Annotated in this window: 21 protein-coding genes; 14 read left to right on the forward strand and 7 right to left on the reverse strand. The window is 71.6% G+C overall.

The window, feature by feature from the left end; translation table 11 throughout:
- Positions 1-87 precede the first annotated feature (87 nt).
- From lysS to OG711_RS22820, 5 genes are all read left to right on the forward strand, one after another.
- Positions 88-1,818, forward strand: a complete 1,731-nt coding sequence (gene lysS / locus OG711_RS22800; protein WP_329560223.1) for a lysine--tRNA ligase — start codon at positions 88-90, stop codon at positions 1,816-1,818.
- Between the two features lie 1,292 nt (positions 1,819-3,110).
- Positions 3,111-4,091 carry an ABC transporter ATP-binding protein gene (locus tag OG711_RS22805; protein WP_073793020.1) on the forward strand — a complete coding sequence of 327 codons (981 nt, stop codon included), beginning with the start codon at positions 3,111-3,113 and terminating at the stop codon, positions 4,089-4,091.
- Complete coding sequence (locus OG711_RS22810) at positions 4,088-5,074, forward strand: ABC transporter permease (protein ID WP_329560224.1); 987 nt, start codon at positions 4,088-4,090, stop codon at positions 5,072-5,074. The genes OG711_RS22805 and OG711_RS22810 overlap by 4 nt, the downstream gene beginning before the upstream one ends.
- 31 nt (positions 5,075-5,105) lie before the next feature.
- Positions 5,106-5,492, forward strand: coding sequence for a GntR family transcriptional regulator (locus OG711_RS22815; protein WP_266518333.1), 387 nt, complete (start codon positions 5,106-5,108; stop codon positions 5,490-5,492).
- Positions 5,493-5,833: 341 nt separating this feature from the next.
- Entirely contained in the window at positions 5,834-6,049 is a 216-nt protein-coding gene (locus tag OG711_RS22820; RefSeq protein ID WP_073793017.1) for a hypothetical protein, read from the forward strand.
- Positions 6,050-6,058: 9 nt separating this feature from the next.
- Here the strand turns inward: OG711_RS22820 and OG711_RS39180 are convergent, their stop codons facing one another.
- The 3 genes from OG711_RS39180 to OG711_RS22835 all read right to left on the reverse strand — a co-directional run bounded on the left by OG711_RS39180 (position 6,059) and on the right by OG711_RS22835 (position 9,773).
- Positions 6,059-7,699 (reverse strand): DUF2637 domain-containing protein, encoded by a 1,641-nt coding sequence (locus OG711_RS39180; RefSeq protein ID WP_405673994.1) that lies wholly within the window; start codon positions 7,697-7,699, stop codon positions 6,059-6,061.
- Positions 7,700-7,759: 60 nt separating this feature from the next.
- Positions 7,760-8,644, reverse strand: a complete 885-nt coding sequence (locus OG711_RS22830; protein ID WP_329560225.1) for a DUF3558 family protein — start codon at positions 8,642-8,644, stop codon at positions 7,760-7,762.
- Positions 8,645-8,777: 133 nt separating this feature from the next.
- Complete coding sequence (locus OG711_RS22835; RefSeq protein ID WP_329560226.1) at positions 8,778-9,773, reverse strand: DUF3558 domain-containing protein; 996 nt, start codon at positions 9,771-9,773, stop codon at positions 8,778-8,780.
- A gap of 199 nt (positions 9,774-9,972) precedes the next feature.
- On the opposite strand from OG711_RS22835, the gene OG711_RS22840 reads away from it, so the two are divergent.
- Positions 9,973-11,166, forward strand: a complete 1,194-nt coding sequence (locus OG711_RS22840) for an RtcB family protein (protein WP_073793015.1) — start codon at positions 9,973-9,975, stop codon at positions 11,164-11,166.
- Positions 11,167-11,185: 19 nt separating this feature from the next.
- On the opposite strand, the gene OG711_RS22845 is transcribed toward OG711_RS22840, so the two are convergent.
- The gene (locus OG711_RS22845; RefSeq protein WP_099279731.1) at positions 11,186-11,983 is read right to left on the reverse strand and encodes an SDR family NAD(P)-dependent oxidoreductase; all 798 of its coding nucleotides are present in this window, start codon (positions 11,981-11,983) and stop codon (positions 11,186-11,188) included.
- A gap of 561 nt (positions 11,984-12,544) precedes the next feature.
- On the opposite strand from OG711_RS22845, the gene OG711_RS22850 reads away from it, so the two are divergent.
- Positions 12,545-13,036 (forward strand): hypothetical protein, encoded by a 492-nt coding sequence (locus tag OG711_RS22850; protein ID WP_329560227.1) that lies wholly within the window; start codon positions 12,545-12,547, stop codon positions 13,034-13,036.
- A 69-nt stretch (positions 13,037-13,105) separates the two neighbouring features.
- Here the strand turns inward: OG711_RS22850 and OG711_RS22855 are convergent, their stop codons facing one another.
- Entirely contained in the window at positions 13,106-13,942 is an 837-nt protein-coding gene (locus tag OG711_RS22855; RefSeq protein WP_329560228.1) for an AraC family transcriptional regulator, read from the reverse strand.
- A gap of 106 nt (positions 13,943-14,048) precedes the next feature.
- Between OG711_RS22855 and OG711_RS22860 the strand changes: the two genes are divergently transcribed.
- From OG711_RS22860 to OG711_RS22870, 3 genes are all read left to right on the forward strand, one after another.
- Positions 14,049-14,684, forward strand: a complete 636-nt coding sequence (locus OG711_RS22860; protein ID WP_079184974.1) for a TIGR03086 family metal-binding protein — start codon at positions 14,049-14,051, stop codon at positions 14,682-14,684.
- Positions 14,685-14,986: 302 nt separating this feature from the next.
- Positions 14,987-16,114: an LLM class flavin-dependent oxidoreductase gene (locus tag OG711_RS22865; RefSeq protein WP_329560229.1), complete on the forward strand. Its 1,128-nt coding sequence runs from the start codon at positions 14,987-14,989 to the stop codon at positions 16,112-16,114.
- Positions 16,111-16,779 (forward strand): FMN reductase, encoded by a 669-nt coding sequence (locus OG711_RS22870; protein WP_073793011.1) that lies wholly within the window; start codon positions 16,111-16,113, stop codon positions 16,777-16,779. Before OG711_RS22865 ends, OG711_RS22870 begins: the two co-directional genes overlap by 4 nt.
- Positions 16,780-17,006: 227 nt before the next feature.
- On the opposite strand, the gene OG711_RS22875 is transcribed toward OG711_RS22870, so the two are convergent.
- Entirely contained in the window at positions 17,007-18,284 is a 1,278-nt protein-coding gene (locus tag OG711_RS22875; protein ID WP_073793010.1) for a glycosyltransferase family 4 protein, read from the reverse strand.
- A gap of 858 nt (positions 18,285-19,142) precedes the next feature.
- Positions 19,143-19,763: a hypothetical protein gene (locus tag OG711_RS22880; RefSeq protein ID WP_079184973.1), complete on the reverse strand. Its 621-nt coding sequence runs from the start codon at positions 19,761-19,763 to the stop codon at positions 19,143-19,145.
- Positions 19,764-19,902: 139 nt separating this feature from the next.
- Between OG711_RS22880 and hemL the strand changes: the two genes are divergently transcribed.
- The 4 genes from hemL (at position 19,903) to OG711_RS22900 (ending at position 24,770) form a co-directional block, all read left to right on the forward strand.
- Entirely contained in the window at positions 19,903-21,243 is a 1,341-nt protein-coding gene (gene hemL / locus OG711_RS22885) for a glutamate-1-semialdehyde 2,1-aminomutase (RefSeq protein WP_266518327.1), read from the forward strand.
- A complete protein-coding gene (locus OG711_RS22890; protein ID WP_073793008.1) occupies positions 21,240-21,962 on the forward strand; it encodes a histidine phosphatase family protein in 723 nt (240 codons plus the stop codon). Before hemL ends, OG711_RS22890 begins: the two co-directional genes overlap by 4 nt.
- A gap of 738 nt (positions 21,963-22,700) precedes the next feature.
- A complete protein-coding gene (locus OG711_RS22895) occupies positions 22,701-24,005 on the forward strand; it encodes a polysaccharide deacetylase family protein (protein ID WP_329560230.1) in 1,305 nt (434 codons plus the stop codon).
- A 108-nt stretch (positions 24,006-24,113) separates the two neighbouring features.
- On the forward strand, positions 24,114-24,770 hold the full coding sequence (locus tag OG711_RS22900) for a TlpA family protein disulfide reductase (RefSeq protein ID WP_266516751.1): 657 nt from the start codon (positions 24,114-24,116) through the stop codon (positions 24,768-24,770).
- Positions 24,771-24,863 lie beyond the last annotated feature (93 nt).

A 24,863-nucleotide genomic window follows, 5' to 3' on the forward strand; every position in this document is an offset into this window, starting at 1 on the left:
GCGAGCGGGCCGGGCGGACGGTACGAGGACGGAACGGCGGACCGCCCCACCGGCGGCGCCGCAGGGTCAACACTGGGAAAGAAGGACGTGCCGATCGTGGCTCAGAGCAACGAGACCACCGACTGGGTCTCCCGTTACGCGGACGAGGTCATCGAGGCGTCGGAGCGCCGGGCCCCCGGGAAACCCGTCGTCGTCGCGTCCGGTCTCTCCCCGTCCGGCCCGATCCACCTGGGCAACCTCCGCGAGGTCATGACCCCGCACCTGGTCGCGGACGAGATCCGCCGCCGGGGCCGGACCGTGCGCCATGTGCTGTCGTGGGACGACTACGACCGCTACCGCAAGGTGCCCGCCGGGATCGACGGCGTGGACGAGTCCTGGGCCGAGCACATCGGCAAGCCGCTGACCTCGGTGCCCGCGCCGAAGGGCTCCCCGTACGCCAACTGGTCGGAGCACTTCAAGGCCGCGATGACCGAGGCGCTCGCGGAGCTCGGCGTCGAGTACGACGGCATCAGCCAGACCGGGCAGTACACCGCCGGCGCGTACCGCGAGCAGATCCTGCACGCCATGCGCCACCGCGGCGACATCGACGCGATCCTCGGGCAGTACCGCACCAAGAAGGCGCCGCCGAAGAAGCAGCAGAAGCCGCTGGACGAGGCCGAGGTCGAGGCCGCCGAGGGGTCCGGCGCGGCCGGTGAGGACGACGGCTCCACGGCCGCCGGGTACTTCCCGTACAAGCCGTACTGCGGCAACTGCGAGAAGGACTTCACCACCATCACGTCGTACGACGACGACAGCACCGAACTGGCGTACACGTGCGACGTGTGCGGCTTCGGTGAGACGGTGCGGCTCAGCGAGTTCAACCGCGGCAAGCTGGTGTGGAAGGTCGACTGGCCCATGCGCTGGGCGTACGAGGGCGTGATCTTCGAGCCGTCGGGCGTCGACCACTCCTCGCCCGGGTCGTCGTTCCAGGTCGGCGGGCAGATCGTCGGCCCGATCTTCGGCGGGGAGCAGCCCATCGGGCCGATGTACGCGTTCGTCGGCATCTCCGGCATGGCGAAGATGTCCTCCAGCAAGGGCGGGGTGCCCACCGGCGCCGACGCGCTGGAGATCATGGAACCGCAGCTGCTGCGCTGGCTGTACGCGCGCCGCCGCCCGAACCAGTCGTTCAAGATCGCCTTCGACCAGGAGATCCAGCGGCTGTACGACGAGTGGGACAAGCTCGGCGCGAAGGTCGCGGACGGGTCGGTGCTGCCCGCCGACGCGGCGGCGTACGCGCGGGCCGTCGGGACCGCCGCGGGTGAGCTGCCCGCGACGCCGCGCGCGCTGCCGTACCGGACGCTCGCGTCCGTCGCGGACATCACGGGCGGTCATGCCGACCAGGCGCTGCGGATTCTCGACGAGCTGGACCCGGAGCGTCCGCTGGGTTCGCTGGACGAGGTGCGGCCCCGGTTCGACAAGGCCGAGGCGTGGACGCTGCGGTATGTGCCGAGCGAGGCGCGGACCGTGGTCCGCGAGGAGCCGGACACCGAGCTGCTGGGCTCGCTGGACGAGCGCGGGCGGGAGTCGCTGCGGCTGCTCCTCGACGGGCTCGACTCGCACTGGTCGCTCGACGGGCTCACCGGGCTGGTGTACGGGGTGCCGAAGGTGCTGGCCGGGCTCGCGCCCGACGCGAAGCCGACCGCTGAGCTGAAGGCCGCGCAGCGGGAGTTCTTCGTGCTGCTGTACCGGCTGCTGGTCGGGCGGGACACGGGGCCGCGGTTGCCTACGTTGTTGCTTGCGGTGGGGGCGGGGCGGGTGCGGAAGCTGCTCGCCGGCTAGCGGTTCTCTCCCGCCCGCCCACCCCTCGGCCCCGTCCTCCCCAGGACGGGGCCCTTCGCGTTCCCGGGGCGCCCGGGTCCCGGGGTTTCTTGTGCTGGGCGTACTTGTCCCTGTGCCGTCGCTCGTGGGGTGCGCAGTTCCCCGCGGGCCGCCTTCGCTTGCGCTTCCCAGGTCCGTCCGGGTGAACGTACTTGTCCCTGCGCGGGCCGTTCGTGGGTGCGCAGTTCCCCGCGCCCCTTGGGTTCCCCACCTGGGCGTACTTGTTCCTGTGCCGATACGTCGTGGGTGCGCAGTTCCTCGCGCCCCTTGGGTCGTCTCACCTGGGCGTACTTGTTCCTGTGCGGGCCGTTCGTGGGTGCGCAGTTCCCCGCGCCCCTGGGTTTCCTGTGCTTGGCCTGCTTGTTCCTGTGTGGGTACTTCGGTGGTTTCGCGCAGTTCCCCGCGCCCCTTGGGTTCCCCACCTGGGCGTACTTGTTCCTGTGCCGATACGTCGTGGGTGCGCAGTTCCTCGCGCCCCTTGGGTCGTCTCACCTGGGCGTACTTGTTCCTGTGCGGGCCGTTCGTGGGTGCGCAGTTCCTCGCGCCCCTGGGTTTCCTGTGCTTGGCGTGCTTGTTCCTGTGCGGGCCGTTCGTGGGTGCGCAGTTCCTCGCGCCCCTTAGGTCGTCTCACCTGGGCGTACTTGTTCCTGTGCGGGTATTTCGGGGGTGCGCAGTTGCTCGCGCCCCTGGGTGGTGCCCCCTTGCGGTCGCTGTTCGGGGGCGGGCCGGTCCTCGTTTTTGCGCAGTTCCCCGCGCCCCTTTGGGGCGCCACCTGGGGCTGTTCTCCGTCTGCGGGGACGGGGTTGGACCATCCTCCTCGTGCAGGCGCGCTGCTGCGGGAGGGGGTGGGCGGGAATCTCTGCTCGCAGACTCCGATGCTCTTCAGTCGAGTCACGGAACGTCGTACCGAGCGTGTCGGATCGAGGACGGAGAATCCCGACCGGCACCGACCCGAAGAACCGACCGGACGCGCCCCAAAGGGGCGCGGGGAACTGCGCGAACCCACCGAGTGACGGCACAGGAACGGAGTGCGCCCAGCCGGACAGACCTCACAAGCGCAAGCGAAGGCGACCCGCGGGGAACTGCGCGAAACCACCGAGCGACGGCACAGGGACGAAGTGCGCCCAGCCGGACGGACCTGGGAAGCGCAAGCGAAGGCGACCCGCGGACCCCTTTGACTCGCAGCGTGCCGCACCCCCATACTCTCCGCATCGCATCATTCCACTAACTAACTAGTGAAACGGGGGACCTGAATGAGCGGCGATTCCCACCCGTACGCCGTCGAGGCTCTGGACCTGGGCAAGAAGTACCTCCGAGGCTGGGCCCTGCGTGACGCTTCCTTCCGCCTGCCGGCAGGCTGCATCAGCGCACTCGTCGGCCCGAACGGCGCCGGAAAGTCCACCTTCCTCGGCATCGCCGCGAGGCTGCTGCGCCCGACCACCGGCAGCCTCCGCCTCTTCGGCACGGAGGTGAGCGACCCCGCCGCGCTCCAGCGCGTCGCCTTCGTGGACCAGGAACGCCCGCTCTACAAGGGCTTCAGCGTCGCCGAGACCCTGCGCCTGGGCCGGGAGCTCAACCCCCGCTGGGACCAGGCCGCCGCCGAGCGGATCGTGGAGGCCGGCCGGGTACCGCTCGGCGCCCGGATCGGCACGCTCTCCTCCGGCCAGCGCACCCGCGTGGCGCTGGCACTGGCCTTCGGCAAGCGGGCCGAACTCCTCCTCCTCGACGAGCCGATGGCCGACCTCGACCCGCTCGCCCGGCACGAGCTCTCCGCGCTGCTCCTCTCGGAGGCCACCGAACGCGGACTGACCGTACTGATGTCGTCGCACCTCCTCTCGGAGCTGGAGGAGATGTGCGACCACCTGGTCGTCCTCGCCGACGGCCGTCTCCGGATGGCCGGTTACGCGGACCAGCTGATCCCCGCCCACCGGCTCGTCACCGGACTCGCCGACCCGGGCCCCGGCTCCGGTCACGACGACCACGGAGTGCTGCCGCCCGTCTTCACCGAGCGCCACACCGTGATCGAGTCCCGGATCACCGGACGCCAGTTCACCGCCCTGATCCGGCCCGGAACGGACGCCGTCGACGCGTACGAGAGCGTCGAGCCGAGCCTCGAAGAGGTCCTGCTCGCCTATCTGCGCTCCGCCGAAGCGCCCGCGCTGATCACCCCCGGCGCCGATGTCACCGCCCCCGCCACCGCCCCGGCGGCCCCGCAGAAGGGAAGGGCCGCATGAGCGCCCTGACGACCACCGCGGCGCCGAGCGACCGCGCCGCCGCCCCGGCCCGCGGGCTCCTGCGCGGGACGAGCTGGGTGGTGTGGCGCCGCAACCGCACCGTGCTGCTGCTGCTGATCGGCGTCACCGTCCTGTTCGCCGGGTACTCCGTGTACCTGCACGGAATGCTCGCCGACTTCCTGGCGTCGCCGCAGGCCGCCGCCAAGCCCGGCCAGCTGCTGCCGCACCACGAGGAACGCATGGGCACCGCCTTCTTCCTGCTCGCCTTCCTGCCGGCGATCCTCGGGGTGTTCCTCGGCGCCCCGCTGCTCGCCGCCGAGCAGGAGCACAACACGCTGCGGCTGATCACCACGCAGTCGGTCGCGCGCCTGCGGGTCGTCATGACGATGCTGGCCCTGCCGCTGCTGGTCGTCGCCGTCACCACGGCCCTGATGTCGGTGGCCTTCACCTGGGTGTGGCGTTCGGTGGACACCCGTTTCTCCCACGGCAACTGGTGGACCAGCGACGTCATCGCCACCACGGGCCCGGTCCCGGTGGCGCTCGCCCTCTTCAGCACCGCGTTCGGCATCCTCGCCGGGGCGGTCCTGCGGCGCTCCGTCGCCGCGATGGGCGTCACCTTCCTCGTGCTCGTCCTGGGAGCCCAGACGCTGAAGGACCGGGCGCCGGAATACTTCGTCACCTTCCACCAGCTCACGTACCCCATGGGCGGGGACGCCCCGGAGCTGAAGTCCGGTGAGATCCAGGTGGACAACTGGGTCGGCAGCGCGGACGGCACCCTGCACGGATGGGGCAAATGCGTCCTGATGACGGAGGCCGAGAGCGACGCGTGCGTGAAGAAGCATGGGATCGTGAACGACGTGATCGACTATGTGAAGCTCGATCAGCTGCCCGGCATCCAGTGGTCCATGACGGCGGTACTGCTGGCGATGACCGCGGCCATGCTCGTCGCCACGGTGTTCTGGATGCGGCGCAAGTCGCTGTGAGGCGGCACGTGGGAAGAACGAAGGGGTGACCATGGTCGAGTTCCGGATCGACCGGCGCAGCGGCATGGCCACGTATCTCCAGATCGTGCAGCAGGTCAAGCAGGCACTGCGGATGGGCATCCTGGTCGAGGGGGACCGGCTGCCCACCGCGGCGCAGGTCGCCGCGTCCACACGGGTCAATCCCAACACCACGCTCAAGGCGTACCGGGAGCTCGAACGCGAGGGGCTGGTCGAGCCGCGGCCCGGGGTCGGTACGTTCGTGAGCCAGTCCCTCGCGCGTCCGCCCTCGGAGGACGGTGCGCGGCTGACCGCGGAGCTCGTCGCCTGGATGGACGACGCACGGGCGACGGGGATGGAACGGGAGGACGTCCGGGCGCTCCTGGACGCCACACTGGAGCAACGCTTCCCGCCCCCCTGACCCCCGAACCCCAGGGGCGCCCCAAAGGGGCGCGGGGAACTGCGCAAAGGACGAGAACCGCCCCGCACCCGAAGAGCGACCGCAATGGGGCAGCACCTCAGGGGCGCGGGGAACTGCGCACCCCACGAACGACGCCGCAGGGACAAGTGCGCTCAGCACAGGAAACCCGACCGCACAGGGACAAGCGCGCTCAGCACAGGAAACCCGGGGGGCACGACCGAGGGTGACCCGGACGACCCCCCCCTGCGGCGCGCCCGGAAGGGCCCTGCACCGTTCGATGTACCCCCGTCTCCCCCGCGCGCAGGACGAGATCCCGGGGGCCCCGGGGTCATGCTGGAGGCATGAAAGAGATCTGCGCATGGACCGGCTGGATCGTCGGAATCCAGGGCGGACTGGGTCTGCTCGGACCGGTGTGGGGGGACGGCCCGCAGGGCCTGCTCCACCACTGGTTCGACCTGTCCCCGGCCGCGTACGCCGTCATTCTCGTGGGCGGACTGGCACTCGGCATCTGGGCGGACATCTCCCGCAAGCGGGACAAGGTCCGCGCCGCACGCTGAACCCCGCCGTCAGGCGATGTGCTCCTCGGTCATCTCCGTGTTGAGACGGTCGCCGAAGGACTTCACATAGCGCTTCAGCGCGGCGTCGCTCTCCTGTATCCCGTACGTGGACTTGATGTCCGCGCCGAAGGACGCCGGGGTCGGCATACTGCCCTGGCCCTTCGTCGACTGCCGGAACACCTGGTAGTAGGCGTTCTCCTGAGACATCCCCTCCGGGAAGCGGGAGTCCGGCCGCGGCGCCTCCACGGCACCCTGACCGTCGCCTTGCCCGACGCCCTGCCCGACACCCTCGACGGCCGCGTCGACGGCTTCCCCCAGCCGCGCCTCCGAGAGATCGGTCGCCGTACCGTCCGGTACCGGGAAGCCGTTGTCCTGCGGATCCCGTTCCGCCCGCGGGCCCGGGATCGTCCCATGGCCGAGCGGACGGGTCTGGCCCGGTCCTGACGGGACATGGAACCCCGGCCGCGGCGGCTCCGGCCGTACGTACTCCGGCCGCGGGTACTCCTGACCCCGGTGGCCGTCGCCCTGGTGGCCGTCGCCCCGGAAGCCGTCCTCGAAAGCCTGGCCGTCCTCGTACGCCCGCTGGTCCTCGAACCCGCGTTCGTCCTGGTAGCGGCGGCCCTGCTGGCTCTCGTACCGGTCCTGCTCGTCGTACCACTGCTGGTACTGCGCGGGGGGCTCGTACGACGAGGACGGGTCGTAGCCGCCCTCGTACCGCTGTTGTTGCTGCTGCTGCTTGAACCAGGGGCTCAGGCCCTCCTCCGGCTCCGGCTCGGGTCCGGGGTCGGGTTCCGGTTCCCTGCCCAGCTCCGTGCCCGGCTCCGTGCCGGGTTCCGGTGCGCGCCGGGGCGCGGGGGCCAACTGGCGTTCCGGTTCGCGGCCCAGGGCCGGGGCGGGGGCCGCGACCGGTCCGGGGGCCGTGACCTGGGCCTGGGGGGCGACCGGCGGGAGGACGGCCGGTTCGATACCGGCCGCCGCCAGCCCCGAGGGGGCCGTCTCCGCCAGCGGTACCCCGTACTTGGCGAGCCGCAGCGGCATCAGTGACTCCACCGGGGCCTTGCGGCGCCAGGAACGGCCGTAGCGGGACCGCAGCCGGGCCCGGTAGACGAGACGTTCCTGCTCCAGCTTGATGACCTGGTCGTAGCTGCGCAGCTCCCACAGCTTCATCCGCCGCCACAGCAGGAACGTCGGCACCGGGGAGAGCAGCCAGCGCGTCAGCCGCACGCCCTCCATGTGCTTGTCCGCGGTGATGTCCGCGATCCGGCCGACCGCGTGCCGCGCGGCCTCCACGGTCACCACGAACAGCACCGGTATCACCGAGTGCATGCCCACGCCGAGCGGATCGGGCCAGGCCGCGGCGCCGTTGAACGCGATCGTCGCCAGCGTCAGCAGCCACGCCGTCTGCCGCAGCAGCGGGAACGGGATACGGATCCACGTCAGCAGCAGATCGAGGGCGAGCAGTACGCAGATGCCCGCGTCGATGCCGATCGGGAACACATAGCTGAAGTTCCCGAAGCCCTTGGTCAGGGCGAGCTCACGGACGGCCGCGTACGACCCCGCGAAGCCGATGCCCGCGATGACGACCGCGCCGGCGACGACCACCCCGATCAGAATCCGGTGTGTACGTGTCAGCTCTACTTTCCCGGCCACCGTCGCTCCCCTCCCCGTTCTGCTGTTGCGCGCAACAGCGTGACACAGGTGCCGCAGGTGTCAGGAGGTGGCTTTCGGGGACTTGTTCTTCGCGGGGGCCTCGGGGGAGGCTCCGGCGCCACCGTCCGCGTCCGCCTGCTTGTCCCCGCTCTTGTCCTTGGGCTTGTCCTTGGTCTTGCCCTTGTCGCCGCTCGCGGAGGGCGCCGCGTCCTTCTCGTTGGCCGCGACGACCGCCGCCACGACCTCCTTGGCGGCCCGCTCCGCCGACTTGGTGAGCGCGGCGGCGTCCGGCGTCCTGTCCCCGGCGAGTCCGGCGCCGTTGTAGTCGAGGGTGACCACGACGTTCTCGACCCGGGCGACGACCGTCTGCTGCTTGAAGTCGCCTTCCTTCTTCTTCAGGTCGTAGCGCACGGTCCGCGCCTCGTCGCCCGTGCCGGACAGCGGGGTGGTGCCGAGCTTCTTCGCCCCGTTCGTGGCCTCGGCGTCCTTGACCTGCTTGGCCAGGTACTCGCCCGCCAGCTTGTCCCCCGCGCCACGGGTCTGGTCCGAGTCGAAGCGCAGCAGCGACACGTTCAGCCAGCGGAACTGCGAGCCCTTGACGCCGTTGTTGTCGAGGCTGCTCCAGGAGCAGGTGCCGCGGGTGGCGGTGTCGTCGGAGGTGCTGGCCTTGCCCGCGCCGCCCTTGGGGACGAGATCCTCGCGGGTCTTCTTCGCCAGCGACTCACAGGGGTCGGGGAGCTTGGCGTACGCCGCTTCCGGGACCTTCGGCGCCGACGACCCGCCGCTCGGGGAGGTGGCGGCGCCGGACGCCGACGCGTTCGCCGGGGTCTTCTTCCCCGCGTCGTCCGAACCGGAGTCGGACGAGCAGCCGGACGCGCCGATGATCACCGTTACGGCGGCTGCGCAGGCGAGAACGCGGGTGAGTCGCTGTGCTGGTCGGTGCATGGTTCCTTCACTCGTGACGCTGTGCATCGGTCGTCGTTGCGGGGGGTCCGGTGGGCCACGGTACGCCGAACAGGTGACCGCCGAGGCCGTGACATCCGGTTCCCCGGCGGTCCGGCGGCTGCCCGGCGGACCGTCAGTTGCTGAGCCGCTCGGCCAGCCGCGCGGCCAGGTTCCGCGCCCTGTCCTGCATTTCCCTGCTGCTCGGCGGCTCGCCGGGAACGGTGGGCTGGGCCTCGTACTCGATCGTCACCACCACGTTCGACGTGCGGAACACCACAGTGACCGTGCGGCGCTGCGTGGAGCCCGGACTGCCGAGGGCGTCGTCGACGAAAGCGGCGTCACCGAGGTCGTCGAGGACACGGGGCAGCAGGGCGGTGAGGTCGTCCTCGGCCGCCGCGTCGTCCGGTTCGCCGGAGTTGTCGGCACTGCTGGTGCTGCCGGTGCTGCCGGTGCTGTCCGTGTCTCCGGGGCCGTCCGTGCTGCCGGAGGCGCCCGCGTCGTCCGGTTCGCCGGAGCCGCCGGGGGCGCCGGAGCCGGTCGGGGCGCTGGAGCCGGGGGAGCCGTCCGGCTTCGGGGACGTCTCCCCGGCGGGGCTCTTCCCGGACGCGGTGGCGGGACCGGTGGACGACGACGGGTCCGGGGCGTCCGACGCTCCCGCGGACGGGGTGCCGGACGGCGGGAGTTCCGCGGCCTTCTCCTTGTCCGCGTACACCTCTTCCGCGCGCTGGTCGTCGCTGACGTCGCTGTCGTAGGACACGATCCGGTCCAGATCGACCAGCAGATGGTGGGTGGCCGCGGCCGACTCCGCCTTCCAGCGGCAGCCGACCCGCCGGTCCGTGTCGTACGTGGCGGTCGCGGTGCCCTCGTACGCCTTGTTCCGCTGCTCCTCGTCCGGGTTCTCCTTGATACCGGGGAGCAGCGAGTCGAGGGTGCTCCGGCTGAGGGCGCCGCACGGCTCGGGCAGGGTCCGGTAGCGGCCGGGCTCGGCGGCCGGGACGGCCGCTCCGGCGTCGCCCTGCTTGGCGTCACCGGTGGAACCGCCGCTGTCGTCGCCGGCGGTGCAGCCGGCGAGCAGTGCCGTGAGGAGCACCGCGACGCCCGGTACGTACGCCTTCCGCTGCACGGTCATGCGCTCCTCTCGACACGGGTCGCGCCGGGGGCGCGGAGGTTCGGCGGGGCTTATTCGCTTGCCGCCGGGGACAGGTCGACCGACATTATGTGTATCGCACGCATGGCCGTGGACGCCGGTCCGTCATCCCATTCATGGACCTTGGCTCCGGTATTTGCGCTTACAAACTTTTGAACGATTACGGGGGAAAGAGGGCGCTATGTCGTACGTAGAAGTCCCGGGGGCCAAGGTACCGATCCGGATGTGGGCCGATCCGGCCACCGTGGAGGAGGGCGCGCTCCAGCAGCTGCGCAATGTCTCGACGCTGCCGTGGATCAAGGGCCTCGCGGTCATGCCGGACGTGCACTACGGCAAGGGCGCCACGGTCGGCTCGGTGATCGCGATGCAGGGCGCGGTGTGCCCGGCGGCGGTCGGGGTGGACATCGGCTGCGGGATGTCGGCGGTGAAGACGTCCCTCACGGCCAACGATCTGCCCGGTGACCTCTCCCGGCTGCGCTCGAAGATCGAGCAGACCATCCCGGTGGGCCGGGGCATGCACGACGACGCGGTCGACCCGACCGGCTTCCACGGATTCGCCACGGCGGGCTGGGACGACTTCTGGACCCGTTTCGACGGGGTCGCGCAGGCCGTCCACTTCCGCCAGGAGCGCGCGACGAAGCAGATGGGCACGCTGGGTTCGGGGAACCACTTCGTCGAGGTCTGTGTCGACTCGCAGGACGCCGTCTGGCTGATGCTGCACTCCGGTTCGCGCAACATCGGCAAGGAACTGGCGGAGCACCACATGGGCGTCGCCCAGTCGCTCCCGCACAACCAGGGCCTGGTCGACCGTGACCTCGCGGTGTTCGTCGCGGACACCCCGCAGATGGCGGCGTACCGCAACGACCTCTTCTGGGCGCAGGAGTACGCGAAGTACAACCGGGCGCTGATGATGTCGCTGCTGAAGGACGTCGTACGCCGTGAGTTCAAGAAGGCCAAGGTCACCTTCCAGCCGGAGATCTCCTGCCACCACAACTACGTGTCGGAGGAGCGCTACGACGGTATGGACCTGCTGGTCACCCGCAAGGGCGCGATCCGGGCGGGCTCCGGCGACCTCGGGATCATCCCGGGCTCGATGGGGACCGGTTCCTACATCGTGCGCGGTCTGGGCAACGAGGAGTCGTTCAACTCCGCCTCGCACGGCGCCGGACGGCGGATGAGCCGCAACGCGGCGAAGCGGCGGTTCACGGCGCAGGACCTGGCGGACCAGACCCGGGGTGTGGAGTGCCGCAAGGACTCCGGTGTCGTGGACGAGATCCCGGCCGCGTACAAGCCGATCGAGCACGTCATCGAGCAGCAGCGGGACCTGGTCGAGGTCGTGGCCAAGCTGAAGCAGGTCGTCTGTGTGAAGGGCTGACGGGGCGGCCGGGCCGGGGTCATCGGGTGCGGTGGACCTTGGTGTTGGACGCCTGGGCGCGGGGGCGGACCACCAGGAGGTCGATGTTGACATGGCTGGGGCGGGTGACGGCCCAGCCGATGGTGTCGGCCACGTCGTCCGCCGTGAGGGGTTCGGCGACGCCCTCGTAGACCTTGGCGGCCTTCTCCTCGTCACCCCGGAACCGGGTCGTCGCGAACTCGTCGGTCCTGACCATGCCGGGGGCCACCTCGATCACCCGGACCGGACGGCCCACGATCTCCAGCCGCAGTGTCTCGGCGAGTACGTGCTCGGCGTGCTTGGCGGCCACATAGCCGCCACCGCCCTCGTAGGCCGCGTGGCCCGCCGTGGACGACACCACGACGACCGTGCCGTCGCCGCTCGCCTCCAGCGCGGGGAGCAGGCACTGGGTGACGTGCAGGGTGCCGATGACGTTCGTCTCGAACATCCGGCGCCAGTCCGCCGGGTCGCCCGTGGCCACCGGGTCGGCGCCGAGGGCGCCGCCCGCGTTGTTCACCAGGACCTCGCACGCGTCCAGGCCCGCCGCGAAGGACTCGACGGCCGCCCGGTCGGTGATGTCCAGCGGATACGCCGTGGCCCGGTGGCCCGCGGCCGTCAGCTCCTCCGCCAGGGCCTCGATCCGGTCCTTGCGGCGGGCCGTGAGCACCACATGGAACCCCTCGGCGGCGAGCCTGCGCGCGGTCGCGGCACCGATGCCGCTGCTGGCACCGGTCACCACCGCCGTACGTCCGGCGCCGGGCGCGGTACGGGGCTGGGTGCTGGGGTCCGGGCGGGTCATGCGGGGCTCCTCGGCCTGGGCGGTGGGACGGACTGGGTGAACAGCGCGGGCCGGGTCCACGCGGACGGCTCGTGTGCTGGTACGGCCCGTGCGGGTCCGGGCCGGGGCCCGGGGACGGCTGCGTGCCGCTTCAGGATAGGTCGGCGCCACCGACCCGTGGCGGGCCTGTGGACAACCCGTCGCCCCACCTGTGGACAACCCCGGTCCGGCGGTCGGCCGGGCTCCGCCGGGCCGCCGGGTGCCGCGTCCGGCCCTGTCCGGCCGCCCTGTGCCGTGCCGGGTCGCGACCGCCCGTCCCGGTGCCCGGTGCCGTCACCTGTTGGGTGGCGCCTGCCCCGGGAGGCATCGGGGATACATCGAGGTGTGGTGGCGGGTGAGCGGCGGCCGGAGGAGTGGGTGCGAGTGGTGGACGCGACGCGCGGGTGTGCGGCGACGGCGGAACGGGGCGGTGCGCGGTGGGCGGGGGCCGTCCGGGCCGTACGGGGCGGACGAGGGGGCCGGGGGGTGGGTGCGGCGGCCGTGATGGGCGCGGTGGTGCTCGTGGTGGGGGGAGCGGCGCCGATGAGCACCCTCGTACCAGCCGCGAACACCCCCGCGCCGTCCAGGACCGACCCCGCGCCGTCCACGACCGAACCCGTGCCACCCGTGGTCGCTCCCGCGCCGCCCGAGCCGGAGGCCGATCTGGCTCAGCACGGGAGTGTGTCCCTGGCGGGGGGCGGGGCCGAGCTGCGGTTCACCCCGCAGAACTTCGGTCCGGCCGACATCGACGACGCCACCGTCCGGCTGGACTGGTCCGAGCCGCTCGCGGACGGCCAGTCCCTGCCCGCGTCCTGCGTACGGGCGGACCGCTCGTCCCTGGTGTGCCGGACGGGCGGGCTGGTGGCGGGCAGCCTCGGGGAGCGGATCGACGTACCGGTCCGGTTCCAGGGCGCGCCCAGCGAGGTGACCCTGCGGATCGGCACCCTGTGGAACGGCGGCGCGCGGGACGGCAACCCCGAGAACAACGAGCACGAGGTGCTGGTGCTGGACACGGGGGACGTCTACCACTTCTGACCGGCCGCGCGACCACTGCTGACAGCCGCCCCGGTGCCGGTCCGACCGTCCCCGCGCCGACCGTCCGGGTCAGTGGCGGCGGTACGCGGCCGGGGGTACGCCGACGGTCGCGGTGAAGTCCCGTACGAGGTGGGCCTGGTCGGCGTAGCCGAGGTCGGCGGCGAGGGCCGCCCAGTCGACGGCCCGGTCGTTCTCCGCGTGCTCCAGCACCTCGTGCACCCGGTGGCGCAGGATGATCCACTTGGGTCCCACCCCGACGTACGCCGCGAACAGCCGCTGGACGGCCCGTACCGTCAGGCCCGCCTCGCGCGCGAGGTCGGTCACCCGCCGCAGGGACCGGTCGTGGCGGACGCGGTCGGCCAGGGCCGTCGCGAGGCCGGCCCGGGGGTCGGGCGCGGGACCTTCGCCGTGCGGGCCGAGACCCAGCAGGAAGGCGTCGAGCGCGGCCACGCGCGCGTGGTCGTCGTCGGGCGCCAGGAAGGCGTCCGGATCGGGGTCGGGGACCGGGTCGCCGCCGGGCGCGCGCAGCACGTCCGTGAGGGGGAGGTGCCGGCCGGTCCACCGGGACACGGGCGCGTGCGGCGCGAAGGGCCGGAAGCCTCCCGGGCGGAACTGGACACCGCTGACCCGGCCCCGCCGCTCCAGCTTCCGGGTGAACAGCCCGAGCCCGATGCCCGCGACCTCGCCGCGGGGCTCCTGGTCCTCGTCCTGCTGGAAGACGATGTTGACCGACGGGTGCGGGACGACATGGGTGGCGTACGGCTCGGTGAGGTCCCAGTCGATCAGCCAGTAGTGCTCCAGGTACGGGCGCAGCGCCCCGGCGGGGAGGTACCGGCGGAAGCGGACCCGTGCGAGCAGTTCGTCCGCGTCGACGATGCCCCTGGTGTCCCGGCGTGGAGCGGCCATGGGGGGATCGTATGCGTGGCCTTCCCGACCGGGCTGCCGCGTTCGTCCCGGCCGGGCTGTCGCGTTTCTTCAAGCGGTGGCCGGGGGCCGTTCGTACGGTGGCCGTATGAGCGATCTCCCGAAGGACCCCGCATCCGCATCCGCCGACCGCTACCCGCCGGGGCCCGCTCTGGGGCCGCTGCTCGGCGCCTCGGGCGGGCAGGCGGTCTCCCTGGTCCGCGCGGTGCCGGACGACGCGCTGGCGGCGGCCACGCCGTGTGCCGACTACGACGTGCGGGCGCTGGTGAACCATCTGTTCCAGGTGGTGACGCAGTTCCGCGAGCTGGCGCTGAAGAAGCCGTCCGACTTCGGTGACACCCCGGACGTGGTGGGAACGGACGGGCACTGGCGGGAGTCCTTCGCCGCCGCCGTGGACGAGCTGGTCCGGGTCTGGTCGGCGCCGGGCGCCGAGGAGGGCACCACGGGGGCGATGGACATGCCCGCGCGGACGGTGGGGTGCCTGGTGCTGCTGGACCTCACGGTCCACGCGTGGGACCTCGCGCGGGCGACGGGGCGGGAGTACCGGCCCGATCCCGGGGGCGCCGGGGTGGTGCCCGTCCTGGCGACGGCGGTGACGGGGCTGGCGCCCACGGCCCGGCGGATGGGGATGTTCGCCGAACCGCTCCCGGTGCGGGAGGACGCGCCGGACTTCGAGCGGCTGCTGGCGGTCACCGGCCGCGACCCGGGGTGGACGCGGCCGTAGCGGGGGTGTCCGGCGCCCGTGGCGGGGGCTGTGGCCGCCGCAGGGCGGCGGAGGGCGTATCGGGAGGGCCCGGCGGGCGTGGAAGCGCCCACCGGGCCCTCCGGCGCCCGCTCCGGGCCCTCCAGCCCCGCGCCGACACCCCCACCGCCCCTCACCGCCCCCCCCCACGGCCCCTCACCACCCCCCACCGACCCCCGTGAGCCCCCAACCCGCGCCCCCGCCGGGGTGCGGGAATACCTTGTGCCGGGGTACCGTTCTGTCGGTGTAGTTGAACAATCAACCACTTCTGAGGGTGAGCAGTCATGCAGTTCGGGATCTTCAGCGTCGGCGATGTCACGACCGATCCGACGAACGGCCGTGTTCCGTCCGAGCACGAGCGGATCAACGCGATGACGGCGATCGCGCTGAAGGCCGAGGAGGTCGGGCTCGACGTCTTCGCGACCGGTGAGCACCACAACCCGCCGTTCGTACCGTCGTCCCCGACGACCATGCTCGGCTGGATCGCGGCCCGCACCGAGAACCTGATCCTGTCCACGTCGACCACGCTGATCACCACCAACGACCCGGTGAAGATCGCCGAGGACTTCGCGATGCTCCAGCACCTCGCGAACGGCCGGGTGGACGTGATGATGGGCCGCGGCAACACCGGCCCGGTGTATCCGTGGTTCGGCAAGGACATCCGCCAGGGCATCCCGATGGCGATCGAGAACTACGCGCTGCTGCACCGGCTGTGGCGCGAGGACGTCGTCGACTGGGAGGGCAACTTCCGTACGCCGCTCCAGTCGTTCACCTCGACGCCGCGCCCCCTCGACGGGCAGCCGCCCTTCGTGTGGCACGGTTCGATCCGCTCCCCGGAGATCGCGGAGCAGGCCGCCTACTACGGTGACGGCTTCTTCCACAACAACATCTTCTGGCCCAAGCAGCACACCCAGCGGATGGTGGAGCTCTACCGCGAGCGGTACGCCCACTACGGGCACGGCACGGCCGAACAGGCCATCGTCGGACTCGGCGGTCAGGTGTTCATGCGGAAGAACTCGCAGGACGCGGTACGCGACTTCCGTCCGTACTTCGACAACGCGCCCGTCTACGGGCACGGTCCGTCCCTGGAGGACTTCACGCAGCAGACGCCGCTGACGGTGGGCTCGCCGCAGGAGGTCATCGAGAAGACGCTGTCGTTCCGTGAGTACGCGGGTGACTACCAGCGTCAGCTGTTCCTCGTCGACCACGCGGGACTGCCGCTCAAGACGGTCCTGGAGCAGCTCGACCTGCTCGGCGAGGAGGTCGTGCCGGTGCTGCGCAAGGAGTTCGCCAAGAACCGCCCCGCGAACGTGCCGGACGCCCCCACCCACGGCTCGCTGCTTGCCGCCGCCCGCAGCGGCAAGGACAACGGCAACGACAACGACAGGAAGCAGGAGGTGACCACCGCATGAAGCTCGTCGTCGTGTCCGCCGGACTGAGTGTCCCCTCGTCCACCCGGCTGCTCGCGGACCGGCTCACCGAGTCGGCCGTGCGCGGGGCCCCGGGGACGGACGTCCACGTCATCGAACTGCGTGACCTGGCCGTCGACATCGCGAACAACTTCGTCACCGGCTTCCCGGCGCCCGCCCTGGAGGCGGCGCTGGGGAAGGTGGCGGAGGCGGACGCCCTGATCGTGGTCTCGCCCGTGTTCTCGGCCTCCTACAGCGGACTGTTCAAGTCGTTCTTCGACGTGATCGACAAGGACGCGCTGAGCGGGAAGCCGGTCCTCATCGGCGCCACCGGGGGCACCGGACGCCACTCGCTGGTCCTCGACCACGCCCTGCGGCCGCTGTTCGGCTATCTGCGGGCCGTCGTCGTCCCGACCGGGGTGTACGCGGCGTCCGAGGACTGGGGCGCCGAGGGGCTCGCCGAGCGCATCGAGCGGGCCGCCGGGGAACTGGTCGCCCTCACGGCCCCGTCCGCGACGGTCCCCGCGCAGGAGCGGGGCGCGGCGCCCGCGCGCGGGCAGGCACCCCGTACGGTCGGCTCCGTCGAGGACCGCCCGCTCGGGACCGGCTCCCTCAAGGACCGGGTCGTCCCCTTCGAGCAGCAGCTCGCGGCCCTGAAGGTCCGGTGACCCTGCCGGGCACCACGGTCGACGGCAGCACGGACCGCGACACCACGGCAGTGCCGACAACGGCACCACAGGGAACGGCACGGAGAAGTACCCCACGCGCGCGTGGCCGACGAACGTCCGCCACGCGCGCGTAGCCGTGCCCATGGATCCGACGGCGGACCGGCTCCCGCGCGCACCGGAGCACACCGGGGCGGCCGTCCGGAGCGCGGGGGACCGCCGTCGCCGTCTCAGGCGGCTCGCCACGCGCGCAGGCGGGTCGTGAGCCGCTTGCGCCAGCGCCGTACCTGCCGGGCCGGGCGCCGCAGTCTGCGGCGCAGGGACGCCGCGTAACGCGCGCGGGTGCGCCTGCGGTAGCGGCGGCCCCGGGAGGTGCCCAGCTCCGCGAACAGCGACTCGTAGCGGGTGACGATCGGGCCCGGGTCGAAGCGCCGGGCGCTCTCCAGGGCCGCGCTGCCCATCGCCCTGCGGCCGGAGCCGTCGCCGATCAGGTCGAGCATCGCCGCGGCGAGGGCCGGGGCGTCCCCGACGGGCACGAGCCTGCCGTCGACACCGTCGCTGATGATCTCCGCGGGCCCCAGCGGGCAGTCCGTGCTGATCACCGGCACCCCGCAGCGCATCGCCTCGACCAGGGTCATCCCGAACGACTCCGCGTCGGACGCGCTGACCACCAGCGACGCTTTCGCGAACTCCGGTTCGATGGGGGAGCGCGGGCCCATCAGCACCGCGCGCCCGCCCAGCTCCCGCGCGTCCACGAGCTGCTGGAGCCGTTCCTGCTGGGCGCCGCCGCCGTAGATCCGCAGCTGCCAGTCGGGCTGCTCCCCGGCGACCTTCCCGAACGCCTCGATCAGCAGGTCGAACCGTTTCCCCCTGGCCAGCCGCCCCGCCGCGGCGATCACCTTCGCGGAGCCGTCCGACGGGACGACGCCCCGGGGCGCGGGCACGATGTTCGGCACCGGGACGACCGGTACGCCCGGCAGCCGCATCCGCGAGCGGTACGCCACCGCGTCCGCCTCGGTCATCGTGACCAGCGCGTCCAGCGTGCGGTAGTGCCGGGCCAGGACGCCCCGCAGCTCCTTGCCGTGCGCGTCGTGGCGCAGATGCTCCTGGGCGATCCGCAGCGCGGTCGGCGGGCCGAACAGCGAGAGGTACACGTTCACCCCGGGCCGGGTCCCGAAGATCACATCGGCGTCGCAGCCCTTCAGGTACTCCCGGGCGCGCAGGTCCACCAGCCGGCTGTACTGGTGGTGCCGTTTGTCCTGGGCGGGGAAGTCCTCGGCGGGCTCATGGAACTCGGGGCGCTCCGCGTCGCCCCGTCCCGCGCGGGTGTCGACCAGCGGGACGAGCGTGACGCGCGGGTCCACCGCGAACCGGGGCTGTTCGCGGTGCCGCATCATCGAGGCGATCTCGACCTCGTGCCGGTCGCAGAGGGCGGCGGCGAGATTGAGGGTGGTGCGGATGGTGCCGCCGATCGCGTACGCGTTGTGCAGCAGGAACGCGATCTTCATACGTGTGCCTCCCGTGCCCGGTCGTTCGCGGTTCCGGCACCGCGTCTGCTCACCCGGACGGCGCTCCGAACGCCCCCGACGGTGTCCCTCGGATACTCCGGCGGCTCCATGCGCTTCCTTCCGCTCCACGTCCCACGCACCACACGCGCACGTCACTTCCGCGTACACCGCGCCCCTGCCTTCCACCCGGCCGGGCGGTGTACATCCCTGGAACGCCGTTGGGCACGGCTGGGTTACGAACAACCGTCGGGCAGCTCGGCCCCGGCGCCCCGGGTCGCCCCCACTCACACCCCTCGGGTTCCCCACCCGGCCGTACGTGTCCCCGTGCGGGTAGGTCCGGGGGTGCGCGGTTCCTCGCGCCCCTGGGGTTCCCCGCCTGGGCGTACGTGTTCCTGTGCGGGTCGCTCGGTGGGTGCGCAGTTTCCCGCGCCCCTTTGGGGGCGCCCTCCTGGGGCTGCCGTCCGGCTGCGGGCTGTCAGCGACCGGGGTCGGGGTTCAAACCACCCTCCTCGCGCAGTCGCCGGACTCACGTAAGGGGGTGGGCGGGAATCTCTGCTCGCAGACTCCGATGCTCTTCAGTCGGGTACGGGTACGTCGTGCCGAGCGTGTCGGATCGAGGACGGAGAATCCCGACCGGCACCGACCCGAAGAACAAACAGAAGGCGCCCCAAAGGGGCGCGGGGAACTGCGCAAAACCCACGAGCGACAGCACAGGAACGGAGTGCGCCCACCCGGACAGACCTACGAAGCGCAAGCGAAGGCGACCCGCGGGGAACTGCGCAAACCCACCGAGCGACGGCACAGGAACGGAGTCCGCCCACCCGGACAGACCTACGAAGCGCAAGCGAAGGCGACCTGTCAGGGCCAGACCAGGCAGTACGGCTGGTGGCCGGCCTCGTGCAGACGGTGCGAGAAGTCCTGCCACTCGTGCAGGAGTTGGTAGACGTTGAACGCGTCGCGGGGGCCGCCCCGGTCGGGGACCGTGGACCAGATGAACGCGGCGGCGCCGACCGCTTCCTCACCGACACCGCGCAGCGGGTCGACGACGGTCATGGGCAGCTTGACGACGGCGTAGTCGGGGTGGAGGACGACCAGTTCGAGCGGGGGGACCTTGTGCAGGGGTATGCCCTCGATACCCGTGAGGACCATCGCGGCCATCGTCTCGGGCTTGATCTTGGTGAACATGCCGCCCATGCCCAGCTCATCGCCGCCGAGCTCCTCGGGCCGCATCGAGATGGGCACTCTGGCGGCCGTGGCGCCGTCCGGGGCACCGAAGTATTTGTAGGTCACCCCCACCCGCCCGCTCCTGCTTCCCGTCCGTGCCTGCTCCGTCCCGTCCCGGCCGCCGGGGACATGCGCCCCGGCCGGGATGTGCGCCCCCGGCGTGCCCGCCTCCGCCTCGCGCCGGTGCCTTCCCCGCCGGGCACGCCGGGGGCCCAGGCCGTCGGTGCCCTCGCCCAGTCCGCCACCGCGATGCATATCTCCACCCGACTGCTTTTCCGAGGCGCGCGGTACCCGCCGCGCAACCCGATCATCGTGACAGTGACCTCCCCCGCGCCCGCACGCCGAAACGTGCCGTGAAACACCGAGACGCGGGATGCCGGAAGCCTCTGACACCATGGCTTGTGTGAGCTATTCGTTTGACGCCCCAGTTTCGCAGACGCTTTTCGACCGTGCGGCCCTCGTGACGCCCGGCGGCGTGAACTCTCCCGTGCGCGCGTTCCGCGCCGTGGGCGGTACGCCCCGGTTCATGGTGTCCGGGCGGGGCCCGTACCTGACCGACGCCGACGGCCGCGAATACGTCGACCTCGTGTGCTCCTGGGGGCCCATGATCCTCGGGCACGCCCGCCCCGAGGTCATCGCCGCCGTCCAGGAGGCCGTCGCCCGCGGTACGTCGTTCGGTACGCCGGGTGAGGGCGAGGTCGCGCTCGCCGAGGAGATCGTGGCCCGGGTCGCGCCGGTGGCGCAGGTCCGGCTGGTCTCCAGCGGTACCGAGGCGACCATGTCCGCCATCCGGCTGGCCCGCGGGTTCACCGGCCGCGCCAAGATCGTCAAGTTCGCCGGGTGCTACCACGGCCATGTCGACGCGCTGCTCGCCGCGGCCGGGTCCGGGCTCGCGACCTTCGCGCTGCCCGACACGCCCGGCGTGACCGGCGCGCAGGCCGCCGACACGGTGGTGCTGCCCTACAACGACCTCGAAGCCGTACGGGCCGCGTTCGCCGCGCACCCCGGGGAGATCGCCTGTGTGATCACCGAGGCGTCCCCGGGCAACATGGGTGTCGTCCCGCCGGGCCCGGGGTTCAACGCCGGGCTCAAGGAGCTGTGCCGGGACAACGGCGCGTTGTTCATCTCGGACGAGGTGATGACCGGGTTCCGCACCTCGAAGGCGGGCTGGTTCGGGATCGACGGGGTCGAGCCCGATCTGATGACGTTCGGCAAGGTCATGGGCGGTGGCTTCCCCGCCGCCGCGTTCGGCGGCCGGGCCGATGTGATGGCCGCCCTGGCGCCCGTCGGACCGGTCTACCAGGCGGGCACGCTGTCCGGTAACCCGGTGGCGACGGCCGCCGGGCTCGCCCAGCTGCGGCTCCTCGACGACGCGGCGTACGTCACCGTCGACACCGTCGCCGAGCGGATCAGGACCCTGGTCGCCGACGCGCTCACCAAGGAGGGTGTGGCCCACCGGGTGCAGAGCGCGTCGAACATGTTCTCCGTGTTCTTCACCGAGGACGAGGTCCGTGATTACGCGGACGCCAAGCGCCAGGAGTCGTTCCGCTTCACCGCGTTCTTCCACTCGATGCTCGCGCAGGGCGTGTACCTGCCGCCCTCCGCGTTCGAGTCCTGGTTCGTGTCGACCGCGCACGACGACCGCGCGGTCGAGCGGATCGCCGCCGCGCTGCCGGCCGCCGCCCGTGCCGCGGCCGAGGCCACCGAACCGCACGACGCGGGAGCCCGGGCATGAGCGGGCAGGCCTACGGGACGGCCGCCACCGGCGGCCCGGCGGCGGACGCCGAGCTGACCGTGGTGCATCTGATGCGGCACGGCGAGGTCCACAACCCGGACGGCATCCTGTACGGACGGCTGTCCGGGTACCACCTCTCCGAGCTGGGCCGCCGGATGGCCGACAAGGTCGCCGACTACCTCGCGGACCGGGACATCACCCGGGTGGTGGCCTCGCCGCTGGAGCGCGCGCAGGAGACGGCGATGCCGATCGCCAAGTCCCACGGGCTCGACCTCGGCAGCGACGGGCGTCTCATCGAGGCGGGGAACGTCTTCCAGGGGAAGACGTTCGGTGTCGGTGACGGGGCGCTGCGCAGACCGGAGAACTGGCGGCATCTGCTCAATCCGTTCCGGCCCTCCTGGGGCGAGCCGTACATCGACCAGGTCGTGCGGATGACGGCCGCGCTCGACGCGGCGAAGGACGCCGCGCGCGGGCACGAGGCGGTGCTGGTGAGCCACCAGCTGCCGATCTGGATCGTGCGCAGCTATGTGGAGCGGCGCAAGCTCTGGCACGACCCGCGGCGGCGGGAGTGCACGCTGGCCTCGCTGACGAGTTTCACGTACGCGGGGGACCGGATCGTGTCCGTCGGGTACTCCGAGCCGGCGCGGGATCTCGTACCCCCGCATCTGCTGGCGGGCGCCAAGCCGGTCAAGGGCAAGAGCAAGGCGTTCGGGGCGTAGGGCTGTGCAGCCTCGCCCGTGGTGGTCCCTGGGCTGAGCTGTCCGGTCCCCGTGCTGTCCCGGGCTCCGGGTTTCTTGTCCCTGGGCGTACCTGGTCCCGTGCGGGTCGTCCGTGGGTGCGCAGTTCCTCGCGCCCCTGGGTTTGCTGTGCTGGGCGTACCTGTTCCTGTGCGGGTCGTCCGTGGGTGCGCAGTTCCTCGCGCCCCTGGGTTTGCTGTGCTGGGCGTACCTGTTCCTGTGCCGTCGTTCGTGGGGTGCGCAGTTCCTCGCGCCCCTGGGTTTGCTGTGCTGGGCGTGCTTGTCCCTGTGCCGTCGTTCGTGGGGTGCGCAGTTCCTCGCACCCCTGAGGTCTTCTCCGCTGGGCGTACCTGTTCCCGTGCGGGTCGTCCGTGGGGTGCGCAGTTCCTCGCGCCCCTGGGTACCTGGTGCTGGGCGCGCTTGTTCCTGTGCCGTCGCTCGTGGGTTTGCGCAGTTCCCCGCGCCCCTTGGGGCGCGTCCCCTTTGCTGTGCTGGTTCGGTGCCGGTTGCTCGTGGTTGCTTGTGCGGGCCCCGGGCGTCTTCGGCGCGCCGCCTTGCCTTGTTGGCTGGCTGGGTGGGGGTGATCAAAAAGGGGTAAAAAGTCGTTCTGGTTCGGTCGTTCTCGGAACCTGTTTGTTCGTTGTGTGCTCTCAAAGTGTGTGCGTCCGGAAATCGGGCGGACCTTCGGGGGATGCGGGACGACGAGCAGCAGGGGTATTCATGCGGGACTTCAGCCGACGGGGAATGATCGGGGCCGGTGCGGGGGCGGTGGCCGCGTTCGGGGTCGGGGCGTGCGGATCGGGTGGCGGGGGTACCGGCGACCGGGGGCGTGGGAGCGCTTCCAAGGAGCCTTCGAAGGGCGGCGGGTCCAGTGCGCCGGGGGCCCGGCCCATCGGGGACGGGTCCACGTCGTTCACGGGGAAGCAGCCGCACCAGCCGCCCGCGCCCGTCCCGCTGGAGCCCGGACAGACCCCGCCGCAATTCGTGATCTTCTCCTGGGACGGGGCCGGGGAGATCGGCAACGGACTGTTCCCGCGCTTTCTCGATCTCGGCCGGGAGTACGGCGCGCATATGACCTTCTTCCTCTCGGGGATCTATCTCCTGCCGGAGTCGAAGAAGCGGCTGTACCGTCCGCCGAACAACCCCGTGGGCGCGTCGGACATCGGATATCTGAAGGACGCCAACATCCGGCGGACGATCAAGAACGTGGACCGGGCCTGGCGGGACGGCCATGAGATCGGGACGCATTTCAACGGTCACTTCTGCGGCGGTTCCGGGTCCGTCGGCAACTGGACCGGGGCGCAGTGGCGCAGCGAGATCGAACAGGCGAGGTCGTTCGTCAAGAACTGGCGCACGAACACCGGCTGGACGGATCTGCCGTCGCTGCCGTTCGACTACGACAAGGAACTCGTCGGCGCCCGAACCCCGTGTCTGCTCGGCCAGGAGCGGCTGCTGCCGGTCGCCCGGGAGCTGGGCTGGCGGTACGACTCGTCCTCGCCGGGCGGTACCCAGCGCTGGCCGGAGAAGAAGGGCGGGGTCTGGGATCTGCCGCTCCAGGCGATACCTTTCCCCGGCCGTTCGTTCGAGGTGCTGTCGATGGACTACAACATCCTCGTCAACCAGTCCGGCAACGCCACCAAGGGCCCGGTCCGGCACCACGACCGCTGGCGCGACCAGGCGACCGGGGCGTTCCTCTCGGGGTTCCGCCGCGCGTACGAGACCAATCGCGCGCCGCTGTTCATCGGCAACCACTTCGAGCAGTGGAACGGCGGCATATACATGGACGCCGTCGAGAACACCATCAAGGAGATAGCGGACAAGAAGGACGTACGACTCGTATCGTTCCGGCAGTTCGTGGACTGGCTGGACGTCCAGCGGCCCGAGGTCCTGGCCAAGCTCCGGGCCCTGGACGTGGGGCGGGAGCCCGCCGGTGGCTGGCGGACGTATCTGGGGGGCGGCGAGCGCGGCGGGACGAATGGGGCGGACCGGCAGACCGCCGGGACGGTTTCCGAGGGGTCCCGGTAGGGGGACCGGCTCACCGTGCCAGGGGCCTCGTACGCCGTGTGACATGGGTGTTCGACCCCTCCAGGGGGGTGCGGAAGATCCCTGAATGAGGCATGCGAAACTTTTCACATGAGTGCCGTTCGCCGTGCCCCGCAGAGCCCAGCCGCAGCACCCCGCACTCCCCGCCGGGAGGAAAGAAGCCGACGGCGAAACCGCGGCGCCCTTGCGGTCCCGGCCGTGGCGGGGGCCGCGCTGCTGCTGACGGCCTGCGGTTCCGGAGGCGCGAGCGGTGGCTCCAACAGCACCAACTTCGTGGCCGGTGACGCCGGTGTCTCCACGGTGAAGAAGGCCGACCGCCGGGACGGGCCGAAGCTGGACGGCGAGACCCTCGAAGGCGGACAGCTGGACGTCGCCGACTTCAAGGGCAAGGTCGTCGTGCTGAACGTCTGGGGCTCCTGGTGCCCGCCGTGCCGTGCCGAGGCACCCGGGTTCCAGAAGGTCTCCCAGGACCTGAAGGCGGACGCCGAGTTCGTCGGCATCAACACCCGCGACTCCAGCAAAGGCCCGGCCGTCGAGTTCGAGAAGAACTTCGGCGTCACCTACCCGAGCCTGTACGACCCCATGGGCAAGCTGATGCTGCGCTTCCCCAAGGGCACGCTGAACCCGCAGTCGATCCCCTCCACGCTGGTCCTCGACCGGGAGGGCCGGGTCGCCGCACGCGCCCTGACCCCCCTCAGCGAGGAGAACCTGCGCAAGATGATCGCTCCCGTACTCGCGGAGAAGTGATCGGTGTGACCACCCTCACCGGGGCCGCCTCCGTCGCGGACCCCCACGTACTGGCCGCCGCCCCGCAGTTCCTCGCCGCGATCGAGGGCCCGA

Origin of the sequence: Streptomyces uncialis, from assembly GCF_036250755.1 — a bacterium.
Lineage (GTDB): Bacteria > Actinomycetota > Actinomycetes > Streptomycetales > Streptomycetaceae > Streptomyces > Streptomyces uncialis.

What these genes read in the sequence shown, in the direction of transcription:
- OG711_RS22805 (WP_073793020.1), top strand. Translation starts at nt 3,111, where the DNA reads ATGAGCGGCGATTCCCACCCGTACGCCGTCGAGGCTCTGGACCTGGGC.
- OG711_RS22810 (WP_329560224.1), top strand. Translation starts at nt 4,088, where the DNA reads ATGAGCGCCCTGACGACCACCGCGGCGCCGAGCGACCGCGCCGCCGCC.
- OG711_RS22815 (WP_266518333.1), top strand. Translation starts at nt 5,106, where the DNA reads ATGGTCGAGTTCCGGATCGACCGGCGCAGCGGCATGGCCACGTATCTC.
- OG711_RS22820 (WP_073793017.1), top strand. Translation starts at nt 5,834, where the DNA reads ATGAAAGAGATCTGCGCATGGACCGGCTGGATCGTCGGAATCCAGGGC.
- OG711_RS22830 (WP_329560225.1), bottom strand. Translation starts at nt 8,644, where the DNA reads ATGCACCGACCAGCACAGCGACTCACCCGCGTTCTCGCCTGCGCAGCC.
- OG711_RS22835 (WP_329560226.1), bottom strand. Translation starts at nt 9,773, where the DNA reads ATGACCGTGCAGCGGAAGGCGTACGTACCGGGCGTCGCGGTGCTCCTC.
- OG711_RS22840 (WP_073793015.1), top strand. Translation starts at nt 9,973, where the DNA reads ATGTCGTACGTAGAAGTCCCGGGGGCCAAGGTACCGATCCGGATGTGG.
- OG711_RS22845 (WP_099279731.1), bottom strand. Translation starts at nt 11,983, where the DNA reads ATGACCCGCCCGGACCCCAGCACCCAGCCCCGTACCGCGCCCGGCGCC.
- OG711_RS22850 (WP_329560227.1), top strand. Translation starts at nt 12,545, where the DNA reads ATGAGCACCCTCGTACCAGCCGCGAACACCCCCGCGCCGTCCAGGACC.
- OG711_RS22855 (WP_329560228.1), bottom strand. Translation starts at nt 13,942, where the DNA reads ATGGCCGCTCCACGCCGGGACACCAGGGGCATCGTCGACGCGGACGAA.
- OG711_RS22860 (WP_079184974.1), top strand. Translation starts at nt 14,049, where the DNA reads ATGAGCGATCTCCCGAAGGACCCCGCATCCGCATCCGCCGACCGCTAC.
- OG711_RS22865 (WP_329560229.1), top strand. Translation starts at nt 14,987, where the DNA reads ATGCAGTTCGGGATCTTCAGCGTCGGCGATGTCACGACCGATCCGACG.
- OG711_RS22870 (WP_073793011.1), top strand. Translation starts at nt 16,111, where the DNA reads ATGAAGCTCGTCGTCGTGTCCGCCGGACTGAGTGTCCCCTCGTCCACC.
- OG711_RS22875 (WP_073793010.1), bottom strand. Translation starts at nt 18,284, where the DNA reads ATGAAGATCGCGTTCCTGCTGCACAACGCGTACGCGATCGGCGGCACC.
- OG711_RS22880 (WP_079184973.1), bottom strand. Translation starts at nt 19,763, where the DNA reads ATGCATCGCGGTGGCGGACTGGGCGAGGGCACCGACGGCCTGGGCCCC.
- hemL (WP_266518327.1), top strand. Translation starts at nt 19,903, where the DNA reads ATGGCTTGTGTGAGCTATTCGTTTGACGCCCCAGTTTCGCAGACGCTT.
- OG711_RS22890 (WP_073793008.1), top strand. Translation starts at nt 21,240, where the DNA reads ATGAGCGGGCAGGCCTACGGGACGGCCGCCACCGGCGGCCCGGCGGCG.
- OG711_RS22895 (WP_329560230.1), top strand. Translation starts at nt 22,701, where the DNA reads ATGCGGGACTTCAGCCGACGGGGAATGATCGGGGCCGGTGCGGGGGCG.
- OG711_RS22900 (WP_266516751.1), top strand. Translation starts at nt 24,114, where the DNA reads ATGAGTGCCGTTCGCCGTGCCCCGCAGAGCCCAGCCGCAGCACCCCGC.